Origin of the sequence: Pseudomonas kuykendallii (genome assembly GCF_900106975.1) — a bacterium.
Lineage (GTDB): Bacteria > Pseudomonadota > Gammaproteobacteria > Pseudomonadales > Pseudomonadaceae > Pseudomonas_O > Pseudomonas_O kuykendallii.
Genome location: NZ_FNNU01000002.1, coordinates 940,316 through 957,430 on the forward strand (window position 1 = coordinate 940,316; position 17,115 = coordinate 957,430).

Genomic DNA, 17,115 nt, shown 5'->3' on the forward strand with positions numbered 1-17,115 from the left:
TACCACTCATGCGATTGACCACTAAAGGCCGTTACGCCGTCACCGCCATGCTCGATCTGGCCCTGCATGCGCAAAGCGGGCCGGTTTCCCTGGCCGACATTTCCGAGCGCCAGGGCATTTCCCTGTCCTATCTGGAGCAGCTCTTCGCCAAGCTTCGTCGTGGCGGGCTGGTGTCCAGCGTGCGTGGGCCGGGCGGCGGCTATCAGCTGTCCCGGGACATGTGCGGCATTCAGGTCGCCCAGGTGATCGATGCCGTCAACGAGTCCGTCGATGCGACCCGTTGCCAGGGGCTCGGCGATTGCCATTCCGGCGATACCTGCCTGACCCACCACCTGTGGTGCGACCTGAGCGACCAGATTCACGAATTCCTCAGTGGCATCAGCCTGGCCGATCTGGTCACCCGCCGCGAAGTGCAGGAAGTTGCCCTGCGGCAGGATCAGCGCCGTATTTCCACGGGCAGGCCGATGAGCCTGGACAAGATTCAAGCGTCCGCCGTCGAATAGACGGACATAACAGGGCGCCGGCCGCGAGGCCTCGATACCTGATTAGGAGATCACCGATGAGATTGCCGATTTATCTGGACTATTCCGCCACCACCCCAGTCGATCCGCGAGTTGCGCAGAAGATGGTCGAGTGCCTGACCATGGACGGCAATTTCGGCAACCCCGCGTCGCGTTCCCACGTGTTCGGCTGGCGCGCTGAAGAAGCCGTCGAAACCGCACGCCGCCAGGTGGCCGATCTGGTCAATGCCGACCCGCGTGAAATCGTCTGGACCTCCGGTGCCACCGAATCGGACAACCTCGCCCTCAAGGGTGTCGCGCATTTCTACGCGAGCAAGGGCAAGCACATCGTCACCACCAAGATCGAGCACAAGGCGATCCTGGACACCGCTCGCCAGCTCGAGCGCGAAGGCTTCGAGGTCACCTACCTCGATCCGCGCGAAGATGGCCTGATCACCGCCGAGATGGTCGAAGCCGTGCTGCGCGAGGACACCATTCTGGTGTCGGTCATGCACGTGAACAACGAGATCGGCACGGTCAACGATATCGCGGCCATCGGCGAGCTGACCCGTTCGCGGGGCATCCTCTTCCACGTCGACGCGGCGCAGTCCACCGGCAAGGTCGAGATCGACCTGGAAAAGCTGAAGGTCGACCTGATGTCCTTCTCCGCGCACAAGACCTACGGCCCCAAAGGCATTGGCGCGCTCTACGTGCGTCGCAAACCGCGCGTTCGCCTGGAAGCCCAGACCCACGGTGGCGGCCACGAGCGCGGCATGCGTTCCGGCACCCTGGCGACCCACCAGATCGTCGGCATGGGCGAGGCGTTCCGCATCGCCAAGCAGGACATGGTCAAGGACGCCGAGCACGTTCGCGCTCTGAGCGCCCGTTTCTACCGTCAGGTCGAGTCGCTCGAAGAGCTCTACGTGAACGGCAGCCTGACCTCCCGCGTGCCGCACAACCTGAACCTCAGCTTCAATTACGTCGAGGGCGAGTCGCTGATCATGGCGCTCAAGGACCTCGCGGTGTCCTCGGGTTCGGCCTGTACCTCGGCATCGCTGGAGCCGTCCTACGTGCTGCGCGCCCTGGGTCGCAACGATGAGCTGGCACACAGCTCGATCCGCTTCACCTTCGGTCGTTTCACTACCGAGGACGACATCGACTACGCGGCGCAGAAAGTCTGCGAAGCAGTAACCAAGTTGCGCGAATTGTCGCCGCTTTGGGACATGTACAAAGAGGGTGTCGACCTTTCCCAGGTCGAATGGCAGGCGCACTAGACGCCACCCACAAGCCGCCCGCGTGATTACAGAGGAATTGCATCATGGCTTACAGTGAAAAGGTCATCGACCATTACGAGAATCCGCGCAACGTCGGCAAGCTCAACGCCGAGGATCCGGACGTAGGCACCGGCATGGTCGGTGCGCCGGCCTGTGGCGACGTCATGCGCCTGCAGATCAAGGTGAACGAGCAGGGCGTGATCGAAGACGCCAAGTTCAAGACCTACGGTTGCGGTTCGGCGATCGCCTCCAGCTCCCTCGCCACCGAGTGGATGAAGGGCAAGACGCTCGATGAAGCCGAACTGATCAAGAACACCACCATCGCCGAAGAGTTGGCGTTGCCGCCGGTGAAGATCCACTGCTCGGTTCTGGCGGAGGACGCCATCAAGGCGGCTGTGCGCGACTACAAGCACAAGAAAGGCCTGATCTGAGGAGGCGCCAATGGCCATCAGCATGACTGAAGCGGCGGTTCGCCACGTTCGTCGCTCCCTCGAAGGGCGCGGCAAGGGCGAGGGCATCCGTCTGGGCGTTCGCACCACAGGATGCTCGGGGCTGGCCTACGTGCTGGAGTTCGTCGACGAGTTCAGCAGCGATGATCAGGTCTTCGAGACCAATGGCGTACGCGTGATCGTCGATCCGAAGAGCCTGGTCTACCTCGATGGCACCGAGCTGGACTTCGTCCGCGAAGGGCTCAACGAGGGCTTCAAGTTCAACAACCCCAACGTGCGCGGCGAATGCGGCTGCGGCGAGAGCTTCAATACCTGAGGCTATCGTGGGCACTCCCTGTCATTTCGCGCTGTTCGACCTGCAGCCCGGTTTTCGCATCGACCTCGAGCAACTGGCGGTGCGTTATCGGGAGCTGGCTCGTGCCACCCATCCGGATCGTTTCGCCGATGCGCCCGCCAGCGAGCAGCGCATTGCGCTCGAGCGCGCGGCGGGGCTCAATGAGGCCTACCGAACGCTGAAGAATGCGCCCCAGCGCGCCCGCTACCTTCTGGCGATTCGTGGCCACGAACTGCCCCTGGAAGTCACCGTGCAGGACCCGCAGTTCCTGCTGCAGCAGATGCAGTGGCGCGAGGAGCTCGAGGAACTGCAGGACGAGGCCGATCTGGCCGGCGTCGCGGTCTTCAAGCGGCGCCTGAAAGCGGCCCAGGAAGCGCTCGAGGAAAGCTTCGCCGCCAGCTGGGAGGACCCCGCGCAGCGCGAGGAGTCCGAGCGGCTGGTGAGGCGCATGCAGTTTCTCGACAAGCTTTCCCAGGAAGTGCGCCAGCTCGAAGAGCGCCTCGACGATTAACCCACGCATCGCCGACGCGATGCGTCCGAAACGCAGGCAACCATGGCTTTACTGCAGATCGCTGAACCCGGGCAAACCCCTCAGCCGCACCAGCGTCGCCTGGCGGTGGGCATTGACCTGGGCACCACCAATTCCCTGGTCGCCGCCGTGCGCAGCGGCCTCTCCGAACCGCTCCCCGATGAGCAGGGCCGCGTCATCCTGCCGTCTGCCGTTCGCTATCACGCCGATCGCGTGGAAGTCGGCGAGGCGGCACGCAATGCCGCTTCCAGCGATCCGCTGAACAGCATTCTTTCGATCAAGCGGCTGATGGGGCGCGGCATTGCCGACGTCAAGCAACTGGGCGACCAGTTGCCCTACCGCTTCGTCGAGGGCGAGTCGCACATGCCCTTCATTGACACCGTGCAGGGGCCGAAGAGCCCGGTAGAGGTGTCCGCCGACATCCTCGGCGTGCTGCGCAAGCGTGCCGAGCAGACCCTCGGTGGCGAGCTGGTCGGCGCGGTGATCACGGTGCCGGCCTACTTCGACGACGCCCAGCGCCAGGCCACCAAGGATGCCGCGCGGCTCGCCGGCCTCAACGTGCTGCGCCTGCTCAACGAGCCCACCGCCGCCGCGGTCGCCTACGGGCTGGACCAGCAGGCCGAGGGCCTGGTGGCGATCTACGACCTGGGCGGCGGCACCTTCGACATTTCCATCCTGCGCCTGTCGCGCGGGGTCTTCGAGGTGCTGGCCACCGGCGGCGACAGCGCCCTGGGCGGCGACGATTTCGATCACGCCATCGCCAGCTGGATCATCGAAAACGCCGGGCTTTCCGCCGATCTCGATCCGTCCACTCAGCGCAGCCTGCTGCAGAACGCCTGTGCCGCCAAGGAGGCGCTGAGCTCGGCGCAGTCGGTCGAGGTGGTCCAGGGCGACTGGAAGGGCACGCTGACGCGTGCGCAGTTCGAGCAATTGATCGAGCCGCTGCTGGCGCGCAGCCTCAAGGCCTGCCGCCGCGCGCTGCGCGACGCCGGCATCGAGCGCGAGGAGGTCGGGGCGGTGGTGATGGTCGGCGGTTCGACCCGCGTACCCCGCGTGCGTGAAGTGGTCGGCGAACTGTTCGGTCGCGAACCGCTGACCGATATCGACCCGGACCAGGTGGTCGCCATCGGTGCGGCGATTCAGGCCGACACCCTGGCGGGCAACAAGCGCGATGGCGAGGAGCTGTTGCTGCTCGACGTGATTCCGCTGTCGCTCGGCCTGGAAACCATGGGCGGACTGATGGAGAAGGTCATCCCGCGCAACACCACGATTCCGGTGGCGCGCGCGCAGGACTTCACCACCTACAAGGACGGCCAGTCGGCAATGATGGTCCACGTCCTGCAGGGCGAGCGCGAGCTGATCAAGGATTGCCGTTCCCTGGCTCGCTTCGAGCTGCGCGGGATTCCGCCGATGGTCGCCGGCGCGGCGAAGATTCGCGTGACCTTCCAGGTGGACGCGGACGGGTTGCTCGGCGTCTCGGCGCGCGAGCTGTCTAGCGGGGTCGAGTCGAGCATCCAGGTCAAGCCGTCCTACGGTCTTACCGATGGCGAGATCGCCCGTATGCTGCAGGATTCCTTCCGCAATGCCGGCGACGATAAGGCTGCGCGCGAGCTGCGCGAGCAGCAGGTGGATGCGCAGCGCTTGCTGGAAGCCGTGCAGGGCGCACTCGATGCCGACGGGGAGCGCCTGCTCGATGACGAGGAGCGCCTGGCCATCGAGGCGCAGATGGACGAGTTGCGCCGTCTGCTCGACGGTACCGACGGCCTGGCCATCGAGCAGCAGACCAAGCGCCTGAGCAACATTACCGACGCCTTCGCCGCTCGCCGCCTCGACTCCACGGTCAAGGCGGCACTGGCGGGGCGTCGACTGAACGAAATCGAGGAATAAGATGCCGCAAATCGTTTTTCTGCCGCACGCCGAACAATGCCCCGAGGGCGCGGTGATCGAGGCGCAGCCTGGCGAAACCATCATTGCCGCGGCGATGCGTAACGGTATCGAGATCGAGCACGCCTGCGAAATGTCCTGCGCCTGCACCACCTGCCACGTGGTCGTCCGGGAAGGTTTCGCTTCGTTGGAGGCCTCCGACGAGCTGGAGGACGACATGCTCGACAAGGCCTGGGGGCTGGAGCCGGAATCGCGCCTCTCGTGCCAGGCCGTGGTCGGCGAGAAGGACCTGACGGTCGAGATTCCGCGCTACACCATCAACCAGGTTTCGGAAAGACACTGAGGGCGCCATGGGTCTCAAATGGGTCGATGTTCAGGAAATCGCCATCCAGTTGGCCGAGAGCAGGGCGGATGTCGATCCGCGCTTCGTCAATTTCGTCAATCTGCGCAGTTGGGTAGTGGCGCTGCCGGAGTTCGACGACGACCCGCAGCGGGGCGGCGAGAAGGTTCTCGAGGCCATCCAGGCGGCCTGGATCGAAGAGGCCGAGTGAGCGCGCCGTAGCACTGCGGAGCGCCGCCTTCGGCTCCGACGTGCGAGCACCGCAGCTTCTACGCATTTGACCGGAACCCGCGTATAATTCGCGGGTTTAATTTTTGCTTAATCCTTGTTTCATGGAGTTTTTCATGGCTGTCGAACGTACTTTTTCCATCATCAAGCCCGATGCCGTCGCCAAGAACGTAATCGGCGAAATCGTCACCCGCTTCGAGAAGGCCGGCCTGCGCGTCGTTGCTTCGAAGATGGTCCAGCTGTCCGAGCGTGAAGCGGGCGGTTTCTACGCCGAGCACAGCGAGCGTGGCTTCTTCAAGGACCTGGTTGCCTTCATGACCTCCGGTCCGGTGGTTCTGCAGGTTCTGGAAGGCGAAGGCGCCATCCTGAAAAACCGTGAGCTGATGGGCGCTACCGATCCGAAGAAAGCCGACGCCGGTACCATCCGCGCCGATTTCGCCGTGTCGATCGACGAGAACGCCGTTCACGGTTCCGACTCCGAAGCCTCGGCCGCTCGCGAAATCGCCTACTTCTTCGCCTCCACCGAGGTCTGCGCTCGCATTCGCTGAGGCGAAGAGCGCGAGGGTGAAACCATGACCGAAGCCACCGGCAAGACCAACCTGCTGGGTCTGACCCAGCCGGAAATGGAGCAGTTCTTCGAACGGATCGGGGAAAAGCGTTTTCGTGCCGGCCAGGTGATGAAATGGATTCACCACTTTGGCGTCGATGATTTCGACGCCATGAGCAACCTTGGCAAGGCCCTGCGCGACAAGCTCAAGGGTTGCGCCGAGGTTCGCGGTCCGGAAATCGTCAGCCAGGACATCTCCACCGACGGCACCCGCAAATGGGTGGTGCGCGTGGCATCCGGCAGCTGCGTCGAGACCGTGTACATCCCGCAGGGCGGGCGCGGCACCCTGTGCGTGTCGTCGCAGGCCGGCTGCGCGCTGGACTGCAGTTTCTGCTCCACCGGCAAACAAGGATTCAACAGCGATCTGACCGCGGCCGAAGTCATCGGCCAGGTCTGGATCGCCAACAAGTCGTTCGGCACCGTGCCGGCGAAGATCGACCGCGCCATCACCAACGTGGTGATGATGGGCATGGGCGAGCCGCTGCTGAACTTCGACAACGTGGTCGCCGCCATGACCATCATGATGGACGACCTCGGTTACGGCATCTCCAAGCGCAAGGTGACGCTGTCCACCTCCGGCGTGGCGCCGATGATCGACAAGCTCGGCCAGGTGATCGACGTGTCGCTGGCGCTGTCGTTGCACGCGCCCAACGACGCGCTGCGCAACAAACTGGTGCCGATCAACCGCAAGTACCCGCTGGCGGTGGTGCTGGACGCCTGCAAACGCTACATCGGCGGGCTCGGCGAGAAGCGCTTCCTGACCATCGAGTACACGCTGCTCAAGGACGTCAACGATCAGCCCGAGCACGCCGCCGAGATGATCGCTCTGCTCGCCGACGTGCCGTGCAAGGTCAACCTGATCCCCTTCAATCCGTTTCCCCATTCCGGCTACGAGCGGCCGAGCAACAATGCGATACGGCGGTTTCAGGATCTTCTCCACAAGGCCGGCCACAATGTTACCGTGCGCACCACGCGCGGCGAGGACATCGACGCGGCCTGCGGCCAGTTGGTGGGCCAGGTGCTCGATCGGACCCGCCGCAGCGAGCGCTACATCGCCGTGCGCGAGCTGAGTGCCGAGACAGAGACGCCGCGCAGCGCCGCGAATCGGACTTGAAGGGAGACACCATGACACTGCGCGTCGCGCTGCTCGTATGCGTTATCGGCTGGTTGACAGGGTGCGTGTCCACCGGCCATGTCGACCCGATGAAAACCTCCAAGGGTCGGGATCAGGCCCGTGATGCCTACATCCAGCTGGGCATCGGCTATCTGCAGCAGGGCGACACCGAGCGCGCCAAGTCGCCATTGAAAAGCGCGCTGGAGATCGACCCGAGCAACGCCGATGCGCATACGGCGCTGGCGCTCGTGTTCCAGGCGCAGATGGAGCCCAAGCTCGCCGACGAGCACTACCGCAAGGCCTTGGCCGAGCGCGGTAACGACCCGCGCATCCTCAACAACTACGGCGGCTTCCTTTTCGAACAGAAGGATTACAAGCAGGCCTACCAGCGTTTCGAGCAGGCCTCCACCGATACCCTGTATTCCGAGCGCTCGCGGGTGTTCGAGAACCTCGGCATGACCGCCCTGGCGATGAACCAGCGTGACCTCGCCAAGCAGCATTTCGAGCGTGCCCTGCGGCTGAACAACCAGCAGCCGAGGGCGCTGTTCGAGCTGGCGCAGATGTCCTACGAGGACAAGGAATACGTTCCCGCACGTGCCTACTACCAGCGTTTTAGTAGCCTGGCCCCGCAGAACGCCCGTACCCTGCTGCTCGGCATTCGCCTGGCGCGGGTCTTCGAGGATCGGGACACCGCGGCCAGCTATGGCCTGCAACTGAAACGGCTGTATCCCGGCTCGCCGGAATACAAGCAATATCTATCGGAGCAGTGATGAAAACGTCGCAAACCGAAGCTGTCGCGGCGACTCGTACCAACCCGGGCGAGACATTGCGTGCGGCGCGCGAAGAAAAGGGCTGGACGCTGGAGTACGCGGCCAGCCAGTTGAACCTGACGCCCACCTCGCTGGGCCAGATCGAAGCCGGTTCGTTCGACAAGCTGCCCGGGCACACTTTCGCCCGCGGCTACATCCGCGCCTACGCCAAGCTTCTGGGCATGGACCAGGCGCAGATGGTCAGCGCGTTCGACCATTACACCGGTACCGACGCCAGCGGCAGCAGCGTGCATGCGCTCGGACGCATCGAAGAGCCGATGCGGCTGTCGCAGAACATCCTGCGCTTCGTCAGCTTCGCCTTGCTGGTGGCCCTCGGCCTGGCCGGATTCTTCTGGTGGCAGGGGCAGAGCGACCAGGTCGCGCGCGAGCAGGCCGGTGCGCCGATCGAGCACGTGGAAGTCGAGAGTGCCGACGGCACCACCCAGATCCATCCGCTGGACGAGCCCGAGGACCAGGCCGTCGTCGAGGCGCGCGAGCCCGACGAGCTGAGCCTGCCGGTTTCGCCCGAGGTCGCCAGCGGCAACGACGAAGCGGCGGCTACGGCGCCGAATGCTGCGGCCGGCGTTGGCCAATCCGCTTCGGGCAGTGCGCCTGCCTCTGCTCCGCTGGCGCTGCCGGCCGCCCCGACCGCGACGCAGGCGCAAGCGGCAGCTTCCGAAGTACCTGTCGCCCCGGCGGCGGGTGAGGGCGTGGTCGCGATCCAGTTCGTCGCGGACTGCTGGACCCAGGTCACCGATGCCTCCGGCAAGGTGCTGGTGAGCATGCTCAAGCGCAAGGGCGACAGCCTGCAGGTGACCGGCAAGGCACCGCTCGAGCTTCGTCTCGGTTACGCCCGCGGCGCTCAGGTCAGCTACAACGGCCAGCCCGTCGACATGACGTCCTTTACCCGCGGTGAAACCGCCCGCCTGAAGTTGGGACAATAAGACCCCATGCACAGCGAATCCCCGATCAAACGCCGGCTGTCCCGCAAGATTTGGGTCGGCTCCGTGCCGGTGGGCGGCGATGCGCCGATCTCCGTGCAGAGCATGACCAACACCGACACCTGCGACGTGGCGGCCACGGTCGCGCAGATCAGCCGTCTCGAGCAGGCCGGCGCCGACATCGTGCGTGTTTCGGTGCCGGACATGGACGCCGCCGAAGCCTTCGGCCGGATCAAGCGCCAGGTCAACCTGCCGCTGGTGGCGGATATCCATTTCGATTACCAGATCGCCCTGCGCGTCGCCGAACTCGGTGTGGACTGCCTGCGCATCAACCCCGGCAACATCGGCCGCGAGGACCGCGTGCGCGCGGTGGTCGAGGCGGCGCGCGACAAGGGCATCCCGATCCGCATCGGGGTCAACGCCGGTTCGCTGGAAAAGGACCTGCAGAAGAAGTACGGCGAGCCTACCCCGCAAGCGCTGGTCGAGTCGGCGTTGCGCCATGTCGAGCACCTGGATCGGCTGAACTTCCCGGACTTCAAGGTCAGCGTGAAGGCCTCCGACGTTTTCATGGCGGTCGAGGCCTATCGCCTGCTCGCCAAACAGATCGAGCAGCCGCTGCACCTGGGCATCACCGAGGCCGGCGGCCTGCGTTCGGGCACGGTGAAATCCGCCGTCGGCCTGGGCATGCTGCTTGCCGACGGGATTGGCGATACCATCCGCATCTCGCTGGCCGCCGACCCGGTCGAGGAGATCAAGGTCGGCTTCGATATCCTCAAGTCCCTGCGCCTGCGTTCGCGTGGCATCAACTTCATCGCCTGCCCGAGTTGCTCGCGGCAGAACTTCGATGTGGTGAAGACCATGAACGAGCTGGAAACCCGTGTGGAAGACTTGCTGGTGCCGATGGACGTGGCGGTGATTGGTTGCGTGGTCAACGGGCCCGGCGAGGCCAAGGAGGCGCATATCGGCCTCACCGGCGGCACGCCGAACAACCTGATCTACATCGACGGCAAGCCGGCGCAGAAACTGACCAACGAAAACCTGGTGGATGAGCTGGAACGGCTGATCCGCCAGAAAGCGGCCGAAAAGGCCGAAGCCGACGCGGCACTGATCGCCCGCGGCTGACTTTTTTAAGGATTCTTTGTGAGTAAGACGCTCCAGGCCATTCGTGGCATGAACGACATCCTCCCCGAGCAGACCCCGCTCTGGCGCTACTTCGAGGACAGCGTGGCCCGCCTGCTCGATGGCTACGGCTATCGGCAGATTCGCATGCCCATCGTCGAGTTCACCGAATTGTTCAAGCGCTCCATCGGCGAGGTCACCGACATCGTCGAGAAGGAGATGTACACCTTCGAGGACCGCAACGGCGATTCGCTGACGCTGCGTCCCGAAGGCACCGCCGCCTGCGTGCGCGCCGTGCTGGAGCATGGCCTGACCGGCGGCGGGCAACCGCAGAAACTCTGGTACGCCGGACCGATGTTCCGCCACGAGCGTCCGCAGAAGGGCCGCTACCGGCAGTTCCACCAGATCGGCCTGGAAGTGTTCAACCTCGAAGGGCCGGACGTCGACGCCGAGTTGATCGTGCTGACCTGGCGCCTGTGGAAACTGCTCGGCATCCGTGACGCGGTGACCCTCGAACTCAACAGCCTGGGCACGCCCGAGGCGCGCGCGCGTTACCGCGAGGCGCTGGTCGACTACCTGTCCGCGCGTGAAAGCCAGCTCGACGAGGACAGCCGCCGTCGTTTGGCGAGCAACCCGCTGCGGATTCTCGACAGCAAGGACGCCAACACCCAGGCACTGCTGGTCGACGCACCAAAACTGGCGGATTACCTGGACGACGAGTCGCAGACGCACTTCGACGGCCTGAAGACCCGTCTGGATGCCGCCGGCATTCCCTACGTGATCAATCCCAAGCTGGTGCGTGGCCTCGACTACTACAGCAAGACGGTGTTCGAGTGGGTCACCGACCAGCTCGGTTCCCAGGGTACGGTGTGTGCCGGCGGCCGCTATGATGGGCTGGTCGAGCAGATGGGTGGCAAGCCGACGCCGGGCGTGGGTTTCGCCATGGGCATCGAGCGCCTGGTGCTGCTGCTGGAAACCCTCGGCAAGGTGCCCGAATCGCTGGCGCGCCAGGTCGACGTCTATCTGTGTGCCTTCGGCGAGGCGGCCGAAGTGGCCGCGCTGGCGCTGTCGGAGCGTCTGCGTGACCAGTTGCCGGACCTGCGCCTGCAGGTCAACGCCGGTGCCGGAAGTTTCAAGAGTCAACTGAAGAAGGCCGACAAGAGTGCCGCGCTGTATGCCCTGATCCTCGGTGAGGACGAGCTGGCGCAGCAGGTGGTCGGCGTCAAACCGCTGCGCGATTCGCTCAAGGAGCAGGGCAACGGTGAACAACGGACCATCGCCTGGGATGCTCTCGCCGAGCACCTGGCAAGCTGCCTCTAACAGGCGTGATCAAGGAGTAATGGCGTGACCTCGCGTACCGAAGACGAAAACCTGGCGCTGATGCGCGACTGGTGGCAGCGCAACGGCAAGCCGCTGTTGACCGGCATCCTGCTGGCGCTGGTGCTGGTGTTTGGCTGGCAGGCCTGGAAGAAGCACGAAACCAACAAGGAGCAGGGCGCCTCGGTCGTGTATCAGCAACTGCTGGAAAGCGTGCTGATGAGCACCGGCCAGCCGGATGCGGCGCGCGTCGCCGAGTTGGCTGGTGCGCTGAAGAAGGATTTCCCCGGCACGCATTATGCGCAGTACGGCAGCTTCTTCGTGGCCAAGGTGGCGGTCGAGTCGGGCAAGCTGGACGACGCTGTCGCCGAGCTGCAGCCGATCGTCGACAAGCCGGCCGACGCGGTGCTCGGCGAGCTGGCGCGTCAGCGTCTGGCGCGCGTGCTCGCGGCCCAGGACAAGGCCGAAGAGGCACTCAAGCTGCTCGATGGCGACGCCGACAAGGCGTTCGTCGCCAGCCGCGAAGAAATCAAGGGTGATCTGCTGGCGAAGCTGGGCCGTACCGACGAAGCGCACGGCGCTTACGAGAAGGCCAAGGCGGCGCTCTCCGACGAGGCTGCCGTGGGTAGCCTGCAAATGAAACTCGACGACCTGGCGAAAGGGGATGCGTGACGTGACGCACTGGAAATATGCCGCAGTGCTGACCCTGGCCGTCCTGGCCGTGGGTTGCAGCAGCAACAGCAAGAAGGAATTGCCGCCCGCCGAACTGGTCAAGTTCGACGCGGAGGTGAAGCTCGACGAACAGTGGAGCCGCTCCGTCGGCGACGGTCAGGGCGACCTCTACAACCTGCTGACTCCGGCCGTTGACGGCGACAGCATCTTCGCTGCCGGCGCGGACGGCGATGTCATGGCGCTGGACCGCGAAACCGGCAAGGTGCTCTGGAAGAAGGACCTCGAAGCGCCGGTATCCGGCGGCGTCGGCGTCGGCTCAGGAATGGTCCTGCTCGGCACCTTGAAAGGTGAAGTGATCGCCCTCGACGCCGCCAGTGGCGAAGAGAAGTGGCGTGCGCGAGTCACCAGCGAGGTGCTTTCGGCGCCCGCCACCAACGGTGACATCGTCGTGGTACAGACCCAGGACGACCGCCTGATCGGCCTCGAGGCCAGCACCGGCACGCAGCGCTGGATCTACGAAAACTCCCCGGCCGTGTTGACCCTGCGCGGCACCGGCGCGCCGGTCGTGACCAACAACCTGGCCATCGCCGGGCTGTCCACCGGCAAGGTCATCGCCGTCGACACCCAGCGCGGCCTGCCGGTCTGGGAACAGCGCGTAGCCGTGCCGCAGGGCCGTTCCGAGCTGGATCGCGTGGTCGACATCGACGGCGGCCTGCTGCTCTCGGGCACCACGCTGTACGTCGTCACCTACCAGGGTCGCCTGGCCGGTCTCGACCTGCAAACCGGCCGGGTGCTCTGGCAGCGCGATGCGTCCAGCTATGTCGGCGTCGCCGAAGGTTTCGGCAGCGTCTACGTGAGCCAGGCCAGCGGCACCGTCGAAGGCATCGACGAGCGCTCGACCTCGGCACTGTGGAGCAACGACTCCCTGGCCCGTCGCGAGCTGTCGGCACCGGCGGTGTTCTCCAGCTATGTCGCGGTCGGCGACATCGAGGGCTACCTGCACCTGCTCAGCCAGGTCGATGGGCGCTTCGTCGCTCGCGAGCGCATCGACAGCGACGGCCTGCGCGTCCGCCCGCTGGTCGTCGGCGACACGCTGTATGCCTTCGGCAACAGCGGCAAACTGGTCGCGATGAAAATCCGCTGACCTGCGGCGGACCGGCGTTTGCCGGTCGCTGTGCTTAACTTTTCGTCGGCCGCTGCCCCCGCAGCGGCCGACGTGTTTTCGTAGATTCAACGCTGGAGGAGCCAATGGTTCCGGTAATCGCCCTGGTGGGCCGCCCCAACGTGGGCAAGTCGACCCTGTTCAACCGCCTGACCCGCACCCGCGACGCGATCGTCGGTGACCTGTCGGGCCTGACCCGCGATCGTCAGTACGGCGAAGCCAAGTGGGAAGGGCGCAGCTACATCCTGGTCGACACCGGCGGCATTTCCGGCGACGAAGAGGGCATCGACGAGAAGATGGCCGAGCAGTCGCTGCTGGCCATCGAGGAAGCCGATGTCGTGCTGTTCCTGGTCGACGCCCGTGCCGGGCTGACCGCGGGCGACCAAATGATTGGCGAGCACCTGCGCAAGCGCAACAAGCGCAGCTACCTGGTGGTGAACAAGGTCGACAACATCGACCCGGACATCGCCCGGGCCGAATTCGCCCCGATGGGCCTCGGCGAGGCGCTGCCGATTGCCGGCGCGCACGGTCGTGGCATCACGCAGATGCTCGAAGTGGCGCTGGGCGACTTCGCCCGCGACGAGGAAGAGAGCGCCCTCGACGAGGACGTCGCCGAAGGCGAGGAAGCCAAGCGCATTCCCGGCCCGAGCGAGAAGGACGGCATCAAGATCGCCATCATCGGCCGGCCCAACGTGGGCAAGTCGACCCTGGTCAACCGCATGCTCGGCGAAGACCGCGTGGTGGTCTATGACCAGCCCGGCACCACCCGCGACAGCATCTACATCCCCTTCGAGCGCAACGACGAGAAGTACACGCTGATCGACACCGCCGGCGTGCGCAAGCGCGGCAAGATCCACGAGGAAGTCGAGAAGTTCTCGGTGGTGAAGACGCTGCAGGCGATCAAGGACGCCAACGTGGTGATCTTCGTCATGGACGCCCGCGAAGGCGTGGTCGACCACGACCTCAACCTGCTCGGCTTCGCCATCGAGTCCGGTCGGGCGCTGGTGATCGCGCTGAACAAGTGGGACGGCATGGAGCCGGGTGAGCGCGATTACGTGAAGACCGAGCTGGAGCGCCGGCTGTTCTTCGTCGACTACGCCGACATCCACTTCATCTCCGCGCTGCACGGCACCGGCGTGGGCAACCTGTACAAATCGGTGCAGGCCTCGTTCACCTCGGCGATCACCCGCTGGCCGACTAACCGGCTGACGCAGATCCTCGAGGACGCGGTGCAGGAGCACCAGCCGCCGATGGTCAGCGGGCGCCGCATCAAGCTGCGCTATGCCCACCTCGGCGGTGCCAACCCGCCGCTGATCGTGATCCACGGCAACCAGGTGGACGCGGTGCCGAAGTCCTACACGCGCTACCTGGAAAACACCTTCCGCCGCGTGCTGAAACTGGTCGGTACGCCGATCCGTATCGAGTACAAGGGCGGCGACAACCCCTACGAGGGCAACAAGAACACCCTCACGGATCGCCAGGTGAACAAGAAGCGCCGGCTGATGAGCCACCACAAGAAGGCCGAGAAGAAGCGTCGCGACAAGAAGCGCTGATCCTCCGGCAGGCGGACACGCCTGCCGTTGCCGCTCCCGCCCGAACGAGGCGCCGTCCTGGCGCCTCAGCTGTCCTGATCGAACGACTGATCCATATCCAGCGCCGGCTGCTCGTGGCGCGGCGTGCCTACCCGGCGCGCCGGGTTGCCGACCACCGTGGTGTGCGCCGCCACGTCGGCCAGCACCACGCTGCCGGCGCCGACCTTGGCGCCTTCGCCGATCTCGATGTTGCCGAGGATCTTCGCCCCCGCGCCGATCATCACACCGCAGCGCACCTTGGGATGGCGGTCGCCGCATTCCTTGCCGGTGCCGCCGAGGGTCACGCCCTGCAGGATCGAGACGTTGTCGCCGACCACCGCGGTCTCGCCGATGACGATGCCGCTACCGTGATCGAACATGATCCCCCGCCCGATGCGGCTGGCCGGGTTGATGTCGATGGCCAGGCGTTCGTTGCTGCGCGACTGGATGAACATCGACAGCAGGCGGTTGCCGTCGAGGTGCAGCCGGTGCGCGAGGCGGTACGCCTGCAAGGCGAGAAATCCCTTGGAGAAGAGGAACACCTCGAGCATCGACTCGAACGCCGGGTCGCGGCTGACGGTGGCCTGCAGGTCCTGCCAGGCGGCTTCGGCGAGCGCCGGCTCCTCGCGGTGGAGCAGGGCGAAACGTTCCGCCAGCGCGGCTTCCTGCTGGGTTCCCGATGCCAGGCCCTGGGCGACGCGGTGCGCCAGCGCCGTGCCGAAGCTTTCGTGGGCGAGTAGCGCGTGCTGCAGGATGGCGGACAGGGCCGGCTCGCGGGTGCTGGCGTGTTCGGCCTGCGCGCGAATCTCGTTCCAGGGCGATGGCGTGGGAATCATGCGGGTCATGCTGGGCTCTCCGCCGGCGTGGGGCGCGCAGGATAGGACAGCGCGGGCGATTGGCAAAGAGTCTACGCCTTCGCCGGCACCTATCGATGACGGCCTCGAATCCGCCCGCCGGCATCGGCTATTCTTGCCTGCCCGGTCCCCGCGACCCAGCCAGGCGTCCCGCCCAGATAGCCACCATGATCGTCAGCAAACTGCCCCACGTCGGCACCACCATCTTCACCCGCATGTCGCAGCTCGCCGCGCAAACCGGGGCGATCAACCTGTCCCAGGGCTTTCCCGACTACGATGGGCCCGAGGCGCTGCGCGAGGCGGTCGGCCGGCATATCGCCAGCGGCCACAACCAGTACGCGCCGATGACCGGGCTGCCGGCGTTGCGCGAGCAGGTCGCGGCGAAGACCGGCGCACTCTACGGCCGCGCGGTCGACGCCGACAGCGAGGTGACCATCACCCCCGGCGCGACCCAGGCGATCTTCTGCGCGATCCAGGCCCTGGTGCGCCCGGGCGATGAGGTCATCGTCTTCGACCCCTGCTACGACAGCTACGAGCCTTCCGTGGAGCTGGCCGGCGGCCGCTGCGTGCATCTGCAGCTGCAAGCGCCCGCCTTCACCCTCGACTGGACGGCGCTGGAACGCGCACTGAACGCGCGTACCCGGCTGATCGTGCTGAACACGCCGCACAATCCCAGCGGCTCGTTGATCGGCCGGGCCGACCTCGACCGCCTCGCCGAGCTGATCCGCGGCCGCGACCTCTACCTGCTCAGCGACGAGGTCTACGAGCACCTGGTGTTCGACGGCCTCGCCCACGCCAGCGTGCTGTCCCACGACGAGCTGTACGCGCGCGCCTTCGTGGTCAGCTCCTTCGGCAAGACCTACCACGTCACCGGCTGGAAGACCGGCTACGTGGTGGCGCCGCCGGCGCTCAGCGCCGAGCTGCGCAAGGTCCATCAGTACGTCAGTTTCTGCGGGGTGACCCCGTTGCAGTACGCCCTGGCGGATTTCATGGCCGAGCACCCGGAGCACGTCAGCGAGTTGCCGGCCTTCTACCAGGCCAAGCGCGACCTGTTCTGCGACCTGCTGGTCGACTCGCGCTTCGTCTTCACCCCGGCGGCCGGCACCTATTTCCAGTTGGTCGACTATTCGGCGATCCGCCCGGACCTCGACGATGTGCAGATGGCCGAATGGCTGACCCGCGAGCACGGCGTCGCGGCGATCCCGATCTCGGTGTTCTACCAGTCCGCCCCCAGCGACCTGCGCCTGGTGCGCTTCTGCTTCGCCAAGCGCGAGGAAACCCTGCGCGAGGCCGCGCGGCGGCTCTGCGCGATCTGAGCCGTTCGTAGGGTGCGCCATGCGCACCGTGCACTCACCCCCATCCTGGATCGATGTGCCAGAAGCATCCCGCGTCCTACGCAAAAGGAGCATCG

At 65.5% G+C, this 17,115-nt stretch carries 19 protein-coding genes; 18 read left to right on the forward strand and 1 reads right to left on the reverse strand.

Going from position 1 to position 17,115, the window contains the following annotated elements; genetic code table 11:
• The first annotated feature begins 8 nt into the window (after positions 1-8).
• The 17 genes from iscR (at position 9) to der (ending at position 14,832) form a co-directional block, all read left to right on the forward strand.
• Complete coding sequence (gene iscR, locus BLV15_RS09550) at positions 9-503, forward strand: Fe-S cluster assembly transcriptional regulator IscR (RefSeq protein ID WP_090227096.1); 495 nt, start codon at positions 9-11, stop codon at positions 501-503.
• Between the two features lie 56 nt (positions 504-559).
• On the forward strand, positions 560-1,774 hold the full coding sequence (locus tag BLV15_RS09555; RefSeq protein ID WP_090227099.1) for an IscS subfamily cysteine desulfurase: 1,215 nt from the start codon (positions 560-562) through the stop codon (positions 1,772-1,774).
• Between the two features lie 44 nt (positions 1,775-1,818).
• Entirely contained in the window at positions 1,819-2,205 is a 387-nt protein-coding gene (gene iscU / locus BLV15_RS09560) for a Fe-S cluster assembly scaffold IscU (protein ID WP_090227102.1), read from the forward strand.
• Positions 2,206-2,215: 10 nt separating this feature from the next.
• On the forward strand, positions 2,216-2,539 hold the full coding sequence (gene iscA / locus BLV15_RS09565; protein WP_090227104.1) for an iron-sulfur cluster assembly protein IscA: 324 nt from the start codon (positions 2,216-2,218) through the stop codon (positions 2,537-2,539).
• A gap of 7 nt (positions 2,540-2,546) precedes the next feature.
• On the forward strand, positions 2,547-3,068 hold the full coding sequence (hscB, locus tag BLV15_RS09570; protein WP_090227107.1) for a co-chaperone HscB: 522 nt from the start codon (positions 2,547-2,549) through the stop codon (positions 3,066-3,068).
• A gap of 42 nt (positions 3,069-3,110) precedes the next feature.
• Positions 3,111-4,973 (forward strand): Fe-S protein assembly chaperone HscA, encoded by a 1,863-nt coding sequence (hscA, locus tag BLV15_RS09575; protein ID WP_090227109.1) that lies wholly within the window; start codon positions 3,111-3,113, stop codon positions 4,971-4,973.
• Between the two features lies 1 nt (position 4,974).
• Complete coding sequence (gene fdx, locus BLV15_RS09580; protein ID WP_090227112.1) at positions 4,975-5,313, forward strand: ISC system 2Fe-2S type ferredoxin; 339 nt, start codon at positions 4,975-4,977, stop codon at positions 5,311-5,313.
• A 7-nt stretch (positions 5,314-5,320) separates the two neighbouring features.
• Positions 5,321-5,521, forward strand: a complete 201-nt coding sequence (gene iscX / locus BLV15_RS09585; protein WP_090227114.1) for a Fe-S cluster assembly protein IscX — start codon at positions 5,321-5,323, stop codon at positions 5,519-5,521.
• 133 nt (positions 5,522-5,654) lie between these two features.
• Positions 5,655-6,086, forward strand: a complete 432-nt coding sequence (gene ndk / locus BLV15_RS09590) for a nucleoside-diphosphate kinase (protein ID WP_090227117.1) — start codon at positions 5,655-5,657, stop codon at positions 6,084-6,086.
• Between the two features lie 24 nt (positions 6,087-6,110).
• Positions 6,111-7,259, forward strand: coding sequence for a dual-specificity RNA methyltransferase RlmN (gene rlmN / locus BLV15_RS09595; RefSeq protein ID WP_090227120.1), 1,149 nt, complete (start codon positions 6,111-6,113; stop codon positions 7,257-7,259).
• 11 nt (positions 7,260-7,270) lie between these two features.
• On the forward strand, positions 7,271-8,029 hold the full coding sequence (gene pilW / locus BLV15_RS09600; RefSeq protein ID WP_090227123.1) for a type IV pilus biogenesis/stability protein PilW: 759 nt from the start codon (positions 7,271-7,273) through the stop codon (positions 8,027-8,029).
• Complete coding sequence (locus tag BLV15_RS09605; RefSeq protein WP_090227124.1) at positions 8,029-9,012, forward strand: RodZ domain-containing protein; 984 nt, start codon at positions 8,029-8,031, stop codon at positions 9,010-9,012. Before pilW ends, BLV15_RS09605 begins: the two co-directional genes overlap by 1 nt.
• A gap of 6 nt (positions 9,013-9,018) precedes the next feature.
• Positions 9,019-10,131 (forward strand): flavodoxin-dependent (E)-4-hydroxy-3-methylbut-2-enyl-diphosphate synthase, encoded by a 1,113-nt coding sequence (gene ispG, locus BLV15_RS09610; RefSeq protein ID WP_090227127.1) that lies wholly within the window; start codon positions 9,019-9,021, stop codon positions 10,129-10,131.
• Positions 10,132-10,149: 18 nt separating this feature from the next.
• The gene (gene hisS / locus BLV15_RS09615; RefSeq protein ID WP_090227129.1) at positions 10,150-11,448 is read left to right on the forward strand and encodes a histidine--tRNA ligase; all 1,299 of its coding nucleotides are present in this window, start codon (positions 10,150-10,152) and stop codon (positions 11,446-11,448) included.
• 60 nt (positions 11,449-11,508) lie between these two features.
• On the forward strand, positions 11,509-12,117 hold the full coding sequence (locus tag BLV15_RS09620; protein WP_090227454.1) for a tetratricopeptide repeat protein: 609 nt from the start codon (positions 11,509-11,511) through the stop codon (positions 12,115-12,117).
• A gap of 1 nt (position 12,118) precedes the next feature.
• Positions 12,119-13,261 (forward strand): outer membrane protein assembly factor BamB, encoded by a 1,143-nt coding sequence (gene bamB, locus BLV15_RS09625; protein ID WP_175534326.1) that lies wholly within the window; start codon positions 12,119-12,121, stop codon positions 13,259-13,261.
• A 104-nt stretch (positions 13,262-13,365) separates the two neighbouring features.
• Positions 13,366-14,832: a ribosome biogenesis GTPase Der gene (gene der, locus BLV15_RS09630; protein WP_090227134.1), complete on the forward strand. Its 1,467-nt coding sequence runs from the start codon at positions 13,366-13,368 to the stop codon at positions 14,830-14,832.
• 65 nt (positions 14,833-14,897) lie between these two features.
• Here the strand turns inward: der and cysE are convergent, their stop codons facing one another.
• Positions 14,898-15,686 carry a serine O-acetyltransferase gene (gene cysE, locus BLV15_RS09635; protein WP_407072466.1) on the reverse strand — a complete coding sequence of 263 codons (789 nt, stop codon included), beginning with the start codon at positions 15,684-15,686 and terminating at the stop codon, positions 14,898-14,900.
• Positions 15,687-15,871: 185 nt separating this feature from the next.
• Between cysE and BLV15_RS09640 the strand changes: the two genes are divergently transcribed.
• On the forward strand, positions 15,872-17,020 hold the full coding sequence (locus tag BLV15_RS09640) for a pyridoxal phosphate-dependent aminotransferase (protein ID WP_090227139.1): 1,149 nt from the start codon (positions 15,872-15,874) through the stop codon (positions 17,018-17,020).
• Positions 17,021-17,115 lie beyond the last annotated feature (95 nt).

Coding starts and splice junctions, on each gene's coding strand:
- BLV15_RS09640 (WP_090227139.1), top strand. CDS start 15,872: ATGATCGTCAGCAAACTGCCCCACGTCGGCACCACCATCTTCACCCGC.
- iscX (WP_090227114.1), top strand. CDS start 5,321: ATGGGTCTCAAATGGGTCGATGTTCAGGAAATCGCCATCCAGTTGGCC.
- hscA (WP_090227109.1), top strand. CDS start 3,111: ATGGCTTTACTGCAGATCGCTGAACCCGGGCAAACCCCTCAGCCGCAC.
- iscU (WP_090227102.1), top strand. CDS start 1,819: ATGGCTTACAGTGAAAAGGTCATCGACCATTACGAGAATCCGCGCAAC.
- cysE (WP_407072466.1), bottom strand. CDS start 15,686: ATGATTCCCACGCCATCGCCCTGGAACGAGATTCGCGCGCAGGCCGAA.
- ispG (WP_090227127.1), top strand. CDS start 9,019: ATGCACAGCGAATCCCCGATCAAACGCCGGCTGTCCCGCAAGATTTGG.
- BLV15_RS09620 (WP_090227454.1), top strand. CDS start 11,509: ATGCGCGACTGGTGGCAGCGCAACGGCAAGCCGCTGTTGACCGGCATC.
- rlmN (WP_090227120.1), top strand. CDS start 6,111: ATGACCGAAGCCACCGGCAAGACCAACCTGCTGGGTCTGACCCAGCCG.
- der (WP_090227134.1), top strand. CDS start 13,366: ATGGTTCCGGTAATCGCCCTGGTGGGCCGCCCCAACGTGGGCAAGTCG.
- pilW (WP_090227123.1), top strand. CDS start 7,271: ATGACACTGCGCGTCGCGCTGCTCGTATGCGTTATCGGCTGGTTGACA.
- fdx (WP_090227112.1), top strand. CDS start 4,975: ATGCCGCAAATCGTTTTTCTGCCGCACGCCGAACAATGCCCCGAGGGC.
- BLV15_RS09605 (WP_090227124.1), top strand. CDS start 8,029: ATGAAAACGTCGCAAACCGAAGCTGTCGCGGCGACTCGTACCAACCCG.
- BLV15_RS09555 (WP_090227099.1), top strand. CDS start 560: ATGAGATTGCCGATTTATCTGGACTATTCCGCCACCACCCCAGTCGAT.
- iscR (WP_090227096.1), top strand. CDS start 9: ATGCGATTGACCACTAAAGGCCGTTACGCCGTCACCGCCATGCTCGAT.
- iscA (WP_090227104.1), top strand. CDS start 2,216: ATGGCCATCAGCATGACTGAAGCGGCGGTTCGCCACGTTCGTCGCTCC.
- ndk (WP_090227117.1), top strand. CDS start 5,655: ATGGCTGTCGAACGTACTTTTTCCATCATCAAGCCCGATGCCGTCGCC.